Raw genomic sequence first — 14,703 nt, 5'->3', positions numbered from 1 at the left:
ACAAAATGGCAGTCCTCATCGACGAAAACACCAAGGTCATCTGTCAGGGCTTTACCGGCTCGCAAGGCACATTCCACAGCGAACAGGCCATCGCCTATGGCACCAAGATGGTCGGCGGCGTGACCCCCGGCAAAGGCGGGATGACCCATCTTGACCTGCCCGTGTTCAACTCGGTCCACGAAGCCAAGGCCGTCACCGAAGCCAACGCCTCGGTGATTTATGTTCCGCCCCCCTTTGCGGCCGACTCGATCCTCGAAGCGATCGATGCCGAGATGGAAGTGATTGTCTGCATCACCGAAGGCATCCCGGTGCTGGACATGATGAAAGTGAAGCGCGCGCTGGAAGGCAGCAAATCACGCCTGATCGGCCCGAACTGCCCCGGTGTGATTACGCCTGACGCCTGCAAGATCGGCATCATGCCCGGCCACATCCACAAGCGTGGCTCGGTCGGTGTTGTGTCCCGTTCCGGCACCCTGACCTATGAGGCCGTCAAGCAGACCACCGATGTGGGTCTGGGTCAGTCCACCTGTGTGGGCATCGGCGGCGACCCGATCAAGGGCACCGAGCATATCGACGTGCTGGAATGGTTCCTGGCGGATGACGAGACCGAGTCGATCATCATGATCGGTGAGATCGGTGGTTCAGCCGAGGAAGAAGCCGCGCAGTTCCTGGCGGATGAGGCCAAGAAGGGTCGTCAAAAGCCGACCGCCGGTTTCATCGCAGGCCGCACAGCCCCTCCGGGCCGCCGCATGGGCCACGCGGGCGCGATTGTCGCCGGTGGCAAAGGCGGTGCCGAGGACAAGATCGAAGCCATGCGCTCGGCCGGTATCGTTGTGGCCGAAAGCCCGGCGCAGCTGGGTGAGGCTGTGCTGGAAGCGATTGGGTAAGCAGAGATGGGTTTGATTGAGACGATAACGCTCGGATACAAACGTAGCTTCGATTTCACCGGACGTTCTTCGAGAACTGAGTTCTGGGGCTTCCTAGTTTTCGTAGTTATCGTCTCAATCGCTTTCGAAGCTGTTCTAGAGTTTGAAACAGCCGCTCAACTGTTTCTTCTAGTATCAATTGTCCCACTGATCTCAGTGAGCTTTCGCCGCATCAATGACACTAGTTCGTTTCAGGTTGTTTCGAAGGTAATTCTCGGGTTCTATTTTGCATCAGTATTGTTTGCTGCGTACGCGGCCGTATCTCGAGACGGAAACGCATTGGTAATTTCACACTCGCTAGCGCCGTTTACTGGTTTGGCGATGATAGTCAGCGTGTTGCTGCTGATGCGCCCATCAGCAGCTACCGAAAATCACCCGGACTCGACTGGCGAGTAGGCATTCCAAATGTACTCAACAAAGACGGATACACACTATTCGATTAAAACTTCGGAAGAATGGCTAACTTCATGACCTTCTCCGTCGCCATCCGCACCTGTTTCTCCAAGTTCTTCACCTTCTCGGGTCGCGCCTCGCGGCCTGAATACTGGTTCTTTTTCCTGTTCATCGTGATCTGGAGCTTTATCGCCGGGATCATCGACTGGCGGTTCTTCACTCAGGTCTCGGTCGCGCAAACGGATGAGGTCAAATCTGTTGCGGCTACGTCCTCGCAACCGGTTCAGAGCATCGTGGCACTGATCGTTTTCATCCCTCATCTGGCCGTGGCCTTCCGGCGGATGCACGATACCGGGCGCAGTGGGCTATACGCCCTGCTGCCGATCCTGCTGATCGTCGGAGCATTTGCAGTTCTCGTCTTTGGCATCGGTATCGCCAGCCAATTTCACGGTGGAACAATGGATATTTTGCTGACACGCGCCACTTTGCTTATCGTAATTCCGACACTGCTGGTTTTGTTTGTGTCGCCCCTCCTGGTTCTATGGTGGCTCGCACGCCCCAGCCAACCAGGCACCAATCAATACGGTCCCAACCCAACAGAGGTAGCCCAATGACCGAACACACGCCCAACTCCGCCTTTCATGCTTCAAGCTTCATGCAAGGACACAATGCCGAATATCTGGAGCAGCTTTATGCCCAGTACACCAAGAATCCGGGTGCAGTAGATGCCGCCTGGGCCGAGTTCTTCCAGGCGATGGGCGACGCCACGCCGGACGTGCAGAAAGAGGCCGAAGGGCCATCCTGGGCCCGCACCGACTGGCCGCCGATGCCCGCCGACGATCTGACCGGCGCGCTGACCGGGGAATGGGCCGAGATCGACGCCAAGGCGGCAGGCAAGAAGATCAAGGAGAAGGCCGAGGCCAAAGGTGTCGAGGTCAGCGACGACCAGATCAAACGCGCGGTTCTGGACAGCCTGCGGGCACTGATGCTGATCCGGGCCTACCGGATCCGGGGCCATCTGGCCGCCGATCTGGACCCGCTTGGCATGCGCGCTGCCAGCACGCACCCGGAACTGGACCCCAAGACCTATGGGTTCACCGATGCCGACATGGATCGTCCGATCTTCATCGATAACGTGCTGGGGCTGCAGATGGCCTCGATGCGGCAGATCGTCGAGATCGTAAAGCGAACCTATTGCGGCACCTTCGCGCTGCAATACATGCATATATCGGACCCGGAACAGGCCGCTTGGCTGAAGGAACGGATTGAAGGCTACGGCAAGGAAATCCAGTTCACCAAGGAGGGCCGAAAGGCCATTCTGAACAAGATGGTCGAGGCCGAGGGCTTCGAGAAGTTCCTGCATGTGAAATACATGGGCACCAAGCGGTTCGGTCTGGACGGCGGTGAAAGCCTGATCCCGGCGATGGAGCAGATCATCAAGCGCGGCGGCGCGCTGGGTGTCAGCGACATCGTCATCGGCATGCCGCACCGGGGTCGACTGAACATTCTGGCCAACGTCATGGGCAAACCCTACCGCGCCATATTCAACGAATTCCAAGGTGGCAGCTTCAAACCCGAGGACGTGGATGGCTCAGGCGACGTGAAGTATCATCTCGGGGCCTCCAGCGACCGTGAGTTCGACGGCAACAGCGTGCACCTTTCGCTGACCGCGAACCCCTCGCATCTCGAGGCGGTGAACCCGGTTGTGCTGGGCAAGGTCCGCGCCAAGCAGGATCAGTTGAACGACACCGATCGCACCAAGGTGATGGGTATCCTGCTGCACGGTGACGCGGCCTTTGCCGGTCAGGGCGTCGTGGCCGAAGGGTTCGGCCTGTCGGGCCTGAAGGGGCACAAGACCGGCGGCACGATGCATATCGTGGTGAACAACCAGATCGGGTTCACGACCGCACCGCACTTTAGTCGCTCGTCACCCTATCCGACTGACATTGCGCTGATGGTCGAAGCACCGATCTTCCACGTTAACGGCGATGACCCCGAGGCGGTGGTCCACGCGGCCAAGGTGGCGACCGAATTCCGTCAGAAGTTCCACAAGGATGTGGTCATCGATATCTTCTGCTATCGCCGTTTCGGTCATAACGAGGGCGACGAGCCCATGTTCACCAACCCGATCATGTACAAAAAGATCAAAACCCATAAGACCACGCTCAGCCTCTATACCGAGCGGCTGGTCAAGGACGGGCTGATCCCCGAGGGCGAGATCGAGGACATGAAAGCGGCCTTCCAGGCGCATCTGAACACCGAGTTCGATGCCGGAAAGGACTACAAACCCAACAAAGCCGACTGGCTGGACGGGCGCTGGTCTCATCTGGACAAGAACAAAGAGGAATACGTCCGCGGCGAAACCGCGATCTCGCCCGAGACACTGGCCGAGATCGGCAATGCCCTGACACACGCTCCGCAAGACATTGCGATGCACAAAACCGTCGCCCGCCTGCTGGATCACAAGAAGCAGATGTTCGACTCGGGCACCGGGTTCGACTGGGCCACCGGCGAGGCGCTGGCCTTCGGGTCCTTGCTGACCGAAGGTTATCCGGTGCGATTGTCCGGTCAGGACGCAACGCGCGGTACGTTCAGCCAGCGCCACTCCGGCTTTGTCCATCAGGAAACGGAAGAGCGGTACTATCCGCTGAACAACATCCGCGCCGGACAGTCGAACTATGAAGTGATTGACTCGATGCTGTCGGAATATGCGGTGCTGGGCTTTGAATACGGTTACTCGCTGGCAGAACCCAATGCGCTGGTTCTATGGGAGGCACAGTTCGGCGATTTCGCCAATGGCGCGCAGATCATGTTCGACCAGTTCATCAGCTCGGGCGAAAGCAAATGGCTGCGCATGTCCGGTCTGGTCTGCCTGCTGCCGCACGGGTTCGAAGGCCAGGGGCCCGAGCACTCCTCGGCGCGACTGGAACGGTTCCTGCAGATGTGCGGTCAGGACAACTGGATTGTCGCCAATTGTACGACGCCCGCGAACTATTTCCACATCCTGCGCCGTCAGTTGCACCGCACGTTCCGCAAGCCCTTGATTCTGGTAACGCCAAAGTCGCTTCTGCGCCACAAGCTGGCAGTCAGCAATGCCGAAGATTTCACAACCGGCTCCAGCTTCCACCGGGTGCTGTGGGACGACGCACAAAAAGGCAACTCGGACACCAAGCTGGTCAAGGACGACAAGATCAAGCGCGTGGTGATGTGTTCCGGCAAGGTCTATTTCGACCTGCTGGAGGAACGCGACGCACGAGGCATCGACGATGTCTATTTGATGCGGATCGAGCAGTATTACCCCTTCCCGGCCCATTCACTGATCAACGAGCTTGAGCGCTTCAAGCAAGCCGAAGTGGTCTGGTGTCAGGAAGAACCCAAGAACCAGGGAGCGTGGTCCTTTATTGAACCCAATATCGAGTGGGTTCTCACCCGGATCGGCGCGAAACACAAGCGTCCGGTCTATGCCGGTCGCGCAACCTCGGCTTCGCCCGCAACGGGCCTGGCCAGCCAACATAAAGCCCAACAAGAGGCGCTCGTGAACGAAGCGCTGAGCATCGAAGGAAAGTAAGCGATGACGATTGAAGTTCGAGTTCCCACGCTTGGCGAGTCGGTCACCGAAGCCACGGTTGCGACATGGTTCAAGAAACCCGGCGACGCTGTAGCCGTGGACGAGATGCTCTGTGAGCTTGAGACCGACAAGGTCACGGTCGAAGTACCTTCACCTGCCGCGGGTGTGATGGGCGAGATTGTCGCCGCCGAAGGGCAAACCGTAGGCGTCGACGCATTGCTGGCCACCATTGCAGCAGGCGAGGGCGCTGCCCCGGCCCCTGCACCGGCGGCAGAGCCGGCTGCGGCCCCGGCTGCGGCGAGGGACAGCGTTGACGTGATGGTGCCAACGCTGGGCGAATCCGTCACGGAAGCTACTGTTTCGACCTGGTTCAAACAGGTGGGCGACAGCGTTGCCCAGGATGAGATGCTGTGCGAGCTGGAAACCGACAAGGTTTCCGTCGAAGTTCCCGCACCTGCTGCCGGTGTTCTGGCCGAAATCACGGCCCCGGAGGGTGCAACCGTGAATGCCAGCGCCAAGCTCGCGGTGATCTCGGGCTCGGCAGCGGGTGCTGCTGCTCCGGCCACTGCCGCGGCGGCAGCTCCTGCGGTGGCAGCAGGCACCGGCAAGGACGTATCAAATGCGCCATCCGCAGAAAAAGCCATGGCCGAGGCCGGTCTGACCGCCGATCAGGTTACCGGAACAGGGCGCGATGGCCGGATCATGAAGGAAGACGTGGCTCGCGCGGTTGCAACGGCATCGGCCCCAGCGCCTGCGGCGGCTGTGCCCGCCCCCGCTGCCCAGGCCCCGCGCGCGCCTGTCGCCGCCGAAGATGAGGCCCGCGAAGAACGGGTCCGCATGACCCGCCTGCGCCAGACTATCGCCAAGCGCCTGAAGGACGCGCAGAACACCGCCGCCATCCTGACCACCTATAACGAGGTGGACATGACCGAGGTGATGGCACTGCGTAATCAGTACAAGGAGCAGTTCGAGAAGAAGCATGGCGTGCGTTTAGGTTTCATGTCCTTCTTCACCAAGGCCTGCTGCCACGCGCTGAAAGAAGTACCCGAGGTGAATGCCGAGATCGATGGCAACGACATCGTCTACAAGAACTTCGTGCATATGGGCGTTGCCGCCGGTACGCCGCAAGGTCTTGTGGTTCCGGTTATCCGTGATGCTGACAGCATGTCTTTTGCCGCGATCGAAAAGGCCATCGCCGAGAAAGGCAAGCGCGCCCGCGACGGCAAACTGAGCATGGCCGAGATGCAGGGCGGCACCTTCACCATCTCGAACGGTGGCGTCTATGGCTCATTGATGTCCTCGCCCATCCTGAATCCCCCGCAATCGGGTATTCTGGGTATGCACAAGATCCAGGACCGTCCGATGGTCATCAATGGTGAGATCAAGATCCGCCCGATGATGTATCTGGCGCTTTCCTATGACCACCGGATTGTTGATGGCAAAGGTGCTGTGACCTTCCTTGTTCGCGTTAAAGAGGCGTTGGAAGACCCGCGCCGTCTGCTGATGGATCTGTGATCATGGCGACTCATGTACTCTGGCAGGCCGATGTGGCCGATTTCGATGTCTGGCTGAAAGTGTTCAAAGAAGACAAGAAGATGCGGGAGGCCGCGGGTATACGCGATCTCCACATCTGGAAGGACCCGGATCAAAAAGATCATGCAGTGGCGCTGTTCGAGATCACGGATCTAGACCGGGCCGAGAGCTTCATCGAATCTGAGGAACTGGCCATGCACCACGAACGCGGTGGCGTTGCCCATATTCAGATCAAGGTGCTGGAGCCGGTTTAGACAGAATTCCTGGCCATCTAAATCTTTTAGGTTGCCTGTTTAACAATAAACTCCTCGGGTTTTAGGAGAACAAAATGGCAAATTATGACGTCATCGTAATCGGCGCCGGTCCAGGCGGCTATGTCTGCGCCATCCGCTGCGCGCAACTGGGCCTGAAAACTGCCGTGGTCGAAGGGCGCGACACGCTGGGCGGCACCTGTTTGAACGTAGGGTGTATCCCTTCGAAGGCGTTGCTGCATGCCAGCCATCAACTGCATGAGGCCGAGCACAACTTTGCCAAGATGGGCCTGAAGGGCAAAAGCCCCTCGGTCGATTGGAAGCAGATGCAGGCCTACAAGGAAGAAACGATCGAGGGCAACACCAAGGGCATCGAGTTTCTGTTCAAAAAGAACAAGATCGACTGGCTAAAGGGCTGGGGCTCGATTCCCGCCGCAGGTAAGGTGCAGGTCGGCGATGAAGTGCACGAGGCCAAGAACATCATTATCGCATCCGGGTCCGAGCCCGCATCGCTGCCAGGTGTTGTGGTTGACGAAAAGGTCGTTGTGACTTCGACCGGTGCGTTGTCGCTGGGCAAGATCCCGAAAAAGATGGTGGTCATCGGTGCAGGTGTGATCGGATTGGAGCTGGGCTCGGTCTATCAGCGTCTGGGCGCCGACGTGACTGTGATCGAATTCCTGGATGTCATCACGCCCGGAATGGACCCCGAGGTTCAGAAGACCTTCCAGCGCATCCTCAAAAAGCAGGGCTTGAAGTTCGTCATGGGCGCGGCGGTGCAAAAGACCGAAGCCACCAAGACCAAGGCCAAGGTGACGTATAAGCTGCGCAAAGATGACAGCGAGCATGTGATCGACGCCGACACGGTACTGGTTGCCACCGGTCGCAGGCCCTATTCCGATGGTCTGGGATTGGAGGCACTGGGCGTCGAAATGACGCCGCAGGGGCAGATCAAGGTGGGCTCTGACTGGCAGACCAATATCCCGGGCATCTATGCCATCGGCGACGTCACCGAAGGCCCGATGCTGGCCCACAAGGCCGAAGATGAAGGAATGGCTGCTGCCGAGCAGGTTGCGGGCAAGCATGGCCACGTGAATTACGGCGTCATTCCAGGTGTGATCTATACCTGGCCCGAAGTGGCCAATGTGGGCGAGACCGAGGAGACGCTCAAGGCTGAGGGTCGTGCCTACAAGGTCGGTAAATTCATGTTCATGGGCAATGGCCGTGCCAAGGCAAACTTTGTCGCAGACGGTTTCGTGAAAATTCTCGCCGACAAGGAAAGCGACCGAATCCTAGGTGCGCATATCATCGGCCCGGCGGCCGGTGATCTGATTCACGAGGTTTGCGTAGCGATGGAATTCGGTGCTTCGGCAGAAGATCTGGCCCTTACCTGCCATGCCCACCCGACCTATTCCGAGGCGGTCCGCGAGGCCGCGTTGGCGTGTGGCGACGGGCCGATTCATTCGTAAACTGCCGCAAGACCGAACCGGAGGAAGCGAGGCTCTGCCTCGCGCTCCGGGATATTTTCGGCCAGATGAAGATCGGGTACTTATAGATTTCTTCGGCCGAGGTTCTTCACGAGCGGCGCGGAGGAGTCACAGGGCTGTTACCACAAGGTTTTGGCCGCCCGCGCGCCCCATTCCGTGTCATAACGATCCCCGCCTTCTTCGCCTTTCGTCATTTCGGCCAGAATGGACCCGGCGCTGGGCAGCTCGGCACTTTCGTCTCCGCTGACCCACGTACGTGCGCGCATGAGCGCTCGGGCGCATTGTGTGTAGATTTCGCCGATTTCGACGATGATGACCGTCGCCGGGCGTTTGCCCTGTTTTTCGAATTGAGAGCGGAGCGCCACGTCCGCGGTCAATCGGGCGGATCCGTTCAGGCGCACCACAGTATTGGACCCCGGCACCAGAAACATCAGTGACACGCGTGGGTCGCGGACGATGTTTCGCAAACTGTCCAGCCGGTTGTTGCCCCGCCAATCCGGCATCGCCAGCGTTCCGGGATCAAGTTCGACTACCACCGGACCATCATCGCCGCGCGGACTGCCATCGACGCCCTCCGGCCCGACGGTGCTCAGCACGCACAGGCGCGATGCCATGATCCACTGGCGGTAGAGCGGTGTCAGCCGGTGCGCGACCTTGCGGATGGCCGGAGTACCCGGTGTGCCATAAAGCGCTTCGAGTGCTGCGATGTCTTCAATGTACTCCATCCGGATCAAATCCTACTTCCCGCATCAATTCATTCGATCGTGTCTCGATATCCTGCTCCAGACGACCCAGAAAATCCTTGCGCTCAACGCCCGGTTCAATTGGGTTCAGGAACTCGACTATAGCCCGGCCAGGCTTGCGCAGAATACCGGTACGAGGCCAGAAAACGCCCGCGTTCGTGGCCGCCGGAATACAGGGATAACCCAGACCTTCGTACAAGACCGCGGTTCCGACCTTGTAGGGTTTGTGGGCCCCCGGTGCGACGCGTGTGCCCTGCGGATAAATCACCAGCTGACCGGGTTCCGAGAATTCGCGTGCAACATCCTTGACCATCTTGGCAACGGCAACACCCTTTTTGCCGCGATCAACCGGGATGCAGCCCAACCTGCGTGCATACATACCGATAACGGGGGTCCAGAGGAGTTCACGTTTCATGATGAACTTGCCGTGGGGGATGGCGTCGAAAATGATGATGATGTCCAGAAAGGATTGGTGCTTGGCGCCGATCACAACTTCGCCCGTTGGAATGGCTCCGCGAACCTCGGTATGGATGTCCACCATCCAGCGCGCCAGCCACCGCGTTGTTCGTGCGTAGGTCTTGCAGGCCCGCAGCGCGCCGCGCTTGGAAAACAGCGCGTAAGGAGCAAAGATCAGCCCAAGGATCAGCATCCAGGCATAGATCGTGATCATGAAGATCAGGGACCGTATCCATTGCAGGGCCATGGCCATCAAGAAAGCTCCTTCAACTTGCGACGGGCTGCGGACCAGGTCGCCAGAAATGCAACGGTCGCGCCCAATAGTGGGATCAGCGCGGGCAACAACCATCCAAACCCCTGAAAGCCCAGGCCGGTCAGAAAACCGCCTTCGTTCGACGCTTCGGGCAGCAACAGCACGCCGGACATGCCCAGCAAAGTTCCGATGGCAGCCCCGAACAATGCCCGGAATGTGAACCTGCGAACAAAAGCACCGGCGATGAAACGGTCCTGAGCACCAACCAGACGCAATACCTCGATGATCTGCGCATTGGCGGCAAGAGAGGCATTGGCCGCCAGCGTGATCATTGCCGCTGTGGCGCCACCGATCAAAAGAATTGACACCCACCCGAGCCGCCGAAGCGAGGTCGCGGCATCAACCAAGGGCTCACGCCATCTGGAATGGTCGTCCAACACTGCGCCAGGGACTTCGGCCCCCAACCGCAGGCGCAGGCCAGTCGCATCCAAGCCAGGCTCACCAATGGTGATTTCAATCAACTGCGGGACAGGCAAAGTGTCCAGCGGCAGGTCAGGGCCAAACCACGGCGTCAATAAAGCCGCCTGTTCCTCGGTCGTCAGCGCGCGGGCCGATGCCACACCGGGCGTCTGACTCAGCACGGTCAGGGCCGCCGCGGTCTGCGCGGCCTGCTGCTCGGCCGGGGCGTTGATCCGCAGGGTTGCAACCCCCGCAAGTTCTGAAGCCCAGCGATCGGCCAATCGTCCCGAAGCAAGCGACAGGGCCAGCGCAAAGACCGCGAGGAAAGCCATGGCGCCCGACACGAACAGGGTCAGATGCGCGGTGAACCCAGTTGGTGGGACGACCCGGTCCGCACGCCTGTCCCGGCGCAACATGCCGCGGATGTCTCCCTTGCTCATAGATCGGCCCCCGCAAGGTGCAGTCTGCGCTGCGAGATGCGAAGAACACGCGCCTGAACCTGGCTTTTGGCAGCTCGGATCAGGCTCAGGTCATGCGTGGCGATCAGGACGGTTTTTCCCATTCGGTTCAGCTCGATCAAAAGGCGTAGCAGACGCTGGGACATCTCCCAGTCGACATTGCCCGTGGGTTCATCCGCCAACACTACGTCGGGCGACAGAATGACCGCGCGTGCCAGCGCCGCACGCTGGCGTTCACCGCCAGACAGCTCGGGGGGGCGGGCCTCAAGCCGCGCGCCCAGCCCTACCCAGTTCAAAAGCTCGGTCAGGTTGTTCTGCTCGGCCTCGGCCGCGCGTCCAGACACCATCATCGGCAATGACACGTTTTCGGCCAGCGTCATGTGATCCAGAAACCGGCAATCCTGATGCACCACGCCGATACGGCGGCGCAGCAGCGCCATCTGGTCCCGGTCAAGCCGCGCGACGTCTTCTTCGAACACGCTGAGACGCCCTGACGTCGGTAGCAACGCACCATAGCAAAGCTTGAGCAGCGTGGTCTTGCCCGCACCGGAAGGACCGGTCAGAAAATGGAAGGATCCGGGTTGCAGACGTACAGACACATCGCTCAACAGCTCTCCGCCGCCATAGCTGTAGCTGACATTTTCCAGCTCGATCACGCCTGCCCCCTTTTGTTCTGAGGCTTGTCTTGCCTTAGTGCGGCCGTGGTTTCAATGCCTCTACCGGTCCCATTTGGTGACACTTAACCCCCTGAAACCGAAAACACGCTTTGCTGATAGGGTTTAACGGAATATAATTCCTGAAAAAACTAGTATCAGGCCGACAGGCAGGCCAGGAGGCAGTATGCGACTTACATGTCCGAATTGCAGTGCCCAGTACGAGGTTCCGGATGACGTGATCCCCGAAGGTGGGCGGGACGTGCAGTGTTCAAACTGCGAGCAGACGTGGTTTCAGCCCAAGCACCCGGAAGCACAAACCGAGGCGTCCGAGCCAGAGGTTCACGAAACCGCTGAGCCTGTGCCCGAGGAGCCAAAGGAACCCGTTGCGGACGCTTCAGAAGCCATGGCTGAATCTACCGCGAAACCGGAAGAACCCAAGGTTGAAGAAGCCCCGGAGCCGGCCGCGAGTACAAGTAACGTTGATCCCGCCGTGGCGAATATTCTTAAGGAAGAAGCCGCGCGCGAAGCCGATCTGCGTGCCAAGGAAGGCGTGAGTCTGGAAAGCCAGCCGGATCTGGCGCTCGACCCGCCGGTTGAACCCAAGGTTGAGCCGGAAAGACCGACCGCGACCAAAACCGCCACTGATGCCGGTCAAAAAGACGCCCTTCCAGATGTCGAGGCGATCAGTTCCGGTTTGCGCAGCGATGATACTCCAAAGGCTGCCGAAACGGAGCCTCCTCCTGAACGGAGATCCGGTGGGTTCATGCGTGGCTTTGCCCTGATCGTGATCATCGGTGTTGTGCTGATCCTGATTTATGGGAATGCAAGCCGGATCAGTGAAGCTGTACCGCAGGTCGATCCCGTGCTGCAGTCCTATGTCTCACTGGTCGATCAGGCGCGCCTGTGGCTTGAGGCTCAAACCGGCAGCGGGGCGCCTCAGAACTGAGGCGCTCAGAACCGCTCAAGCAGCCTTTTCAGGTATTCCAGTTCGATCTGAGGCCGGTCGGATTCGCCGGTGCGGCGGCGAATTTCATCCAACAGTTCGCGCGCACGGCGGTATACGTCTTCGCCTTGCAACAAGTTGTCGTCGGTCGAGATGGACCCGGCCGAACCCGGCGTCCGCCCCAGCGGATCACGATTCTGGGCTTGCATGTCACCTTCCTGAGTGCCCTGCCCCGGCTGGTTCTGCTGGTTTTGCGCCAGCGCCTCACCCAGCGACCGTATCCCTTCGCGTAAGGCTTCCATAGCCTCGGACTGGCGATCAATAGCTTCGGCCAGATCGTCGCTGCGCAGAGCGTCTTCAGCCTCGTCCATGGCCCGTCCGGCCCGGCCCAGCGCCTCACGCGCGGCTTCACCCTCGGGTGTCCCGCCACCCGGCAAGCCCTGTTCCTGACGCCGCAACTCCTCTCGCAGCGCCTGCTGCCGGTCCGCCAGTGATCCCTGACCCTGCTGACCGTCACCGGCCTGATCAGAGCCCTGACCCTGACCGCCCTGGCCTTCGTGACTCTGACCGCGGCCCTGACCACCCGAGCGACCCTCGTTGCCCTGATTTTCACCCGCCTGCGCGCCTGGGTTGAACTGTTCCTGCAGATCCCGGAATGCCTGATCGCTAAGACCCTGTTGTTCGCGCAGAGTCTCGGCCAATCCCTCCATCGCCTGCTGGCCTTCGGACTGTCCGCCTTGCCCCTGACCTTGCGTGACACGCATGTTTTCCATCATCTGCTGGAACTCTTCCAGCGCCTGCTGCGCCTCGGCCATACGGCCCTGTTCCATCAGTTCCTGAATGCGATCCATCATGCGTTGCAGGTCGTCCTGCGTCATCTGCAAGGTTTCACCACTTTGGCCGCGTTGGCGTTCGTCAGATTCGTTTTCCTGCGCCAATCTCTGAAGCTGTCGCATGTAATCCTGCGTGGCTTCGCGCAACTCCTGCATCAACTCCGCGATTTCTTCGTCGCTTGCGCCGTTTTTCATGGCTTCGGTCAGACGCTCCTGGGCGCGGCGCATCCGCTCCAGCGCATCGGCCAGAGTGCCTTCTTCGATCAGAATCGCCAGATCCCAAAGGGCCTGCGCAATTTCCGCCTGCTGTTCGGGTTTGAGGCCATAATCCTCGAACGCCTCCAGCCGGCGCAGCAAGACCCGCAGCCGCAGGTAAGCGGTTTCTGATCTGAACAGATCTTCAGGCAAATGCGACACGGCGCGCAGCACCTGAGATACGCGCAGCGCATTTTCCCGCGACCAAAGCAGGTCACGCCGCTGTTCGATCACGGCCGCGGCCAGCGGGTCAAAAAACCGTCGCGCGGGCAACGCGGTCGCGTAAGGTTCAGAGGCAGACTGTTGATCAGCCGCATCCTGCGCCATCAAAGTGATCCGAACCGGCAGATGTGCCCATGGGTGCTGCGAGAAGTCTTCAATCAGGTCTTCGGTGAAATCTGTGCGTTCGCCGGTAATGGGCATCGGCAGTTGAACCGAGATTTCCGCGCGGGGTTCAGGTTCGGTTTTCAATCCATATCGGCGGTCCACCGCCGCCAGATCAAGCTCGATCAGCGCTGTGCCAGAGACAATGCCGTAGTCGTCGCTGGCAGCAAATGGCAGTTTCATCTGACCGCCAGCCTCAGCCTCGGCTGTGCCGGCGACCGAAATCTGTGGAGCCGCATCAGAGACCATGGCAACCGACCAGCCCCGACCAGCAGGACCATCAATCGTCAACTGACCAGAACGTTCAGCGACAAAATCCTGTTCCGGACCGGTCGCTGCCTCGGCGCCTGCCGCTGAAGTGGATTCAGTCAGACTGTGCGCCCCGACCTCGCCATAAAACCTTAAAGTGACCCGGCTTCCCTGGGGAACCGTCAGCACCGGATCATCTTGATCGGCCAGGTAAAGCGTCGGCAGGCCCGTGTAACGGGGTGGTTCGACCCAGCCTTCCCATGTCGGACCTTGCCCTGCGACCGCAGTGCCGGGCGTCATTTCTGCAACTGAACCAATCCGCCAAATCGATCCAAACAGCGTTGCCACAACCAGAGCCAGCAGCGCCGCGTATCGCAGCGCATAGGGATCCCGAGCGGCAAGCCTAAGGTCCGGCTTGACGGGTTCGGCTTGCGCCGCCCTTTGCGACATACGCGCCTGATGAGCCTGCCACAGCGCGACCGAATCAGCATCCATCGCACCGATGGCCTGTTCATCCATCAGCGCCTGAATGGGGCGTCCTGGCAGGGTTTCGTCCAATCGAACCAAGGCTTCGCCCCGCGTCGGCAGATGCAGACGCCGCACCCCGATTACGGCTGCCGCCAGCAAACCCAAAAGCGCCAAAATACCGGCAATCCAGACGGTTTCGACGTTAACTAAGTCCTGAAGACCCAGCATAAGCGCGGCCATTATGGCCATCAGGATTGAAAAAACGGGCCAGAATGCCCGAAGAACTTGCTCGGCCAGCATCCCTGCATGCGTCAGCCACAGGGACAATCTTGGAATTGGCAGGTTCGATAAGTTGCGCAACGCGGGCCTCCTGACCGGGCCCGCGCGGTTA

At 59.8% G+C, this 14,703-nt stretch carries 13 protein-coding genes; 8 read left to right on the top strand and 5 right to left on the bottom strand.

The genetic code is table 11. From position 1 onward, the window contains the following. The first annotated feature begins 5 nt into the window (after window positions 1-5). From sucD to lpdA, 7 genes are all read left to right on the top strand, one after another. Window positions 6-887: a succinate--CoA ligase subunit alpha gene (sucD, locus tag AC2TEL_RS14200; RefSeq protein WP_480904702.1), complete on the top strand. Its 882-nt coding sequence runs from the start codon at window positions 6-8 to the stop codon at window positions 885-887. A gap of 6 nt (window positions 888-893) precedes the next feature. Next, window positions 894-1,322, top strand: coding sequence for a DUF805 domain-containing protein (locus AC2TEL_RS14195; protein ID WP_480904699.1), 429 nt, complete (start codon window positions 894-896; stop codon window positions 1,320-1,322). A gap of 71 nt (window positions 1,323-1,393) precedes the next feature. After that, window positions 1,394-1,933: a DUF805 domain-containing protein gene (locus AC2TEL_RS14190; RefSeq protein ID WP_480904696.1), complete on the top strand. Its 540-nt coding sequence runs from the start codon at window positions 1,394-1,396 to the stop codon at window positions 1,931-1,933. Further along, on the top strand, window positions 1,930-4,887 hold the full coding sequence (locus AC2TEL_RS14185; protein WP_480904694.1) for a 2-oxoglutarate dehydrogenase E1 component: 2,958 nt from the start codon (window positions 1,930-1,932) through the stop codon (window positions 4,885-4,887). Before AC2TEL_RS14190 ends, AC2TEL_RS14185 begins: the two co-directional genes overlap by 4 nt. Window positions 4,888-4,890: 3 nt before the next feature. Further along, on the top strand, window positions 4,891-6,402 hold the full coding sequence (gene odhB, locus AC2TEL_RS14180) for a 2-oxoglutarate dehydrogenase complex dihydrolipoyllysine-residue succinyltransferase (protein WP_480904692.1): 1,512 nt from the start codon (window positions 4,891-4,893) through the stop codon (window positions 6,400-6,402). Between the two features lie 2 nt (window positions 6,403-6,404). Then, window positions 6,405-6,674, top strand: a complete 270-nt coding sequence (locus tag AC2TEL_RS14175) for a hypothetical protein (RefSeq protein WP_480844034.1) — start codon at window positions 6,405-6,407, stop codon at window positions 6,672-6,674. A 74-nt stretch (window positions 6,675-6,748) separates the two neighbouring features. Beyond that, window positions 6,749-8,137, top strand: coding sequence for a dihydrolipoyl dehydrogenase (lpdA, locus tag AC2TEL_RS14170; RefSeq protein ID WP_480904689.1), 1,389 nt, complete (start codon window positions 6,749-6,751; stop codon window positions 8,135-8,137). A gap of 137 nt (window positions 8,138-8,274) precedes the next feature. Here the strand turns inward: lpdA and AC2TEL_RS14165 are convergent, their stop codons facing one another. Genes AC2TEL_RS14165 through AC2TEL_RS14150 form a run of 4 tightly spaced genes read right to left on the bottom strand, consistent with a single transcriptional unit; the run spans window position 8,275 to window position 11,180 of the window. Then, a complete protein-coding gene (locus tag AC2TEL_RS14165) occupies window positions 8,275-8,880 on the bottom strand; it encodes a pyridoxamine 5'-phosphate oxidase family protein (protein ID WP_480904686.1) in 606 nt (201 codons plus the stop codon). After that, window positions 8,867-9,607 carry a lysophospholipid acyltransferase family protein gene (locus AC2TEL_RS14160; protein ID WP_480844031.1) on the bottom strand — a complete coding sequence of 247 codons (741 nt, stop codon included), beginning with the start codon at window positions 9,605-9,607 and terminating at the stop codon, window positions 8,867-8,869. Before AC2TEL_RS14160 ends, AC2TEL_RS14165 begins: the two co-directional genes overlap by 14 nt. Next, on the bottom strand, window positions 9,607-10,506 hold the full coding sequence (locus AC2TEL_RS14155) for a cell division protein FtsX (protein WP_480904683.1): 900 nt from the start codon (window positions 10,504-10,506) through the stop codon (window positions 9,607-9,609). Before AC2TEL_RS14155 ends, AC2TEL_RS14160 begins: the two co-directional genes overlap by 1 nt. Then, window positions 10,503-11,180: a cell division ATP-binding protein FtsE gene (locus AC2TEL_RS14150; RefSeq protein WP_480844029.1), complete on the bottom strand. Its 678-nt coding sequence runs from the start codon at window positions 11,178-11,180 to the stop codon at window positions 10,503-10,505. Before AC2TEL_RS14150 ends, AC2TEL_RS14155 begins: the two co-directional genes overlap by 4 nt. Before the next feature lie 184 nt (window positions 11,181-11,364). Between AC2TEL_RS14150 and AC2TEL_RS14145 the strand changes: the two genes are divergently transcribed. After that, window positions 11,365-12,126 carry a zinc-ribbon domain-containing protein gene (locus AC2TEL_RS14145; protein WP_480904680.1) on the top strand — a complete coding sequence of 254 codons (762 nt, stop codon included), beginning with the start codon at window positions 11,365-11,367 and terminating at the stop codon, window positions 12,124-12,126. A 5-nt stretch (window positions 12,127-12,131) separates the two neighbouring features. On the opposite strand, the gene AC2TEL_RS14140 is transcribed toward AC2TEL_RS14145, so the two are convergent. Further along, window positions 12,132-14,672 carry a TIGR02302 family protein gene (locus AC2TEL_RS14140; protein WP_480904677.1) on the bottom strand — a complete coding sequence of 847 codons (2,541 nt, stop codon included), beginning with the start codon at window positions 14,670-14,672 and terminating at the stop codon, window positions 12,132-12,134. Between the last annotated feature and the right edge of the window lie 31 nt (window positions 14,673-14,703).

The organism is Ruegeria sp. HKCCD9138, from assembly GCF_057220975.1.
Note: the sequence above shows the minus strand (reverse complement) of the source record. Positions and strands in the feature narration are given on the sequence as shown.

Coding starts and splice junctions, on each gene's coding strand:
- sucD (WP_480904702.1), top strand. CDS start 6: ATGGCAGTCCTCATCGACGAAAACACCAAGGTCATCTGTCAGGGCTTT.
- AC2TEL_RS14195 (WP_480904699.1), top strand. CDS start 894: ATGGGTTTGATTGAGACGATAACGCTCGGATACAAACGTAGCTTCGAT.
- AC2TEL_RS14190 (WP_480904696.1), top strand. CDS start 1,394: ATGACCTTCTCCGTCGCCATCCGCACCTGTTTCTCCAAGTTCTTCACC.
- AC2TEL_RS14185 (WP_480904694.1), top strand. CDS start 1,930: ATGACCGAACACACGCCCAACTCCGCCTTTCATGCTTCAAGCTTCATG.
- odhB (WP_480904692.1), top strand. CDS start 4,891: ATGACGATTGAAGTTCGAGTTCCCACGCTTGGCGAGTCGGTCACCGAA.
- AC2TEL_RS14175 (WP_480844034.1), top strand. CDS start 6,405: ATGGCGACTCATGTACTCTGGCAGGCCGATGTGGCCGATTTCGATGTC.
- lpdA (WP_480904689.1), top strand. CDS start 6,749: ATGGCAAATTATGACGTCATCGTAATCGGCGCCGGTCCAGGCGGCTAT.
- AC2TEL_RS14165 (WP_480904686.1), bottom strand. CDS start 8,880: ATGGAGTACATTGAAGACATCGCAGCACTCGAAGCGCTTTATGGCACA.
- AC2TEL_RS14160 (WP_480844031.1), bottom strand. CDS start 9,607: ATGGCCATGGCCCTGCAATGGATACGGTCCCTGATCTTCATGATCACG.
- AC2TEL_RS14155 (WP_480904683.1), bottom strand. CDS start 10,506: ATGAGCAAGGGAGACATCCGCGGCATGTTGCGCCGGGACAGGCGTGCG.
- AC2TEL_RS14145 (WP_480904680.1), top strand. CDS start 11,365: ATGCGACTTACATGTCCGAATTGCAGTGCCCAGTACGAGGTTCCGGAT.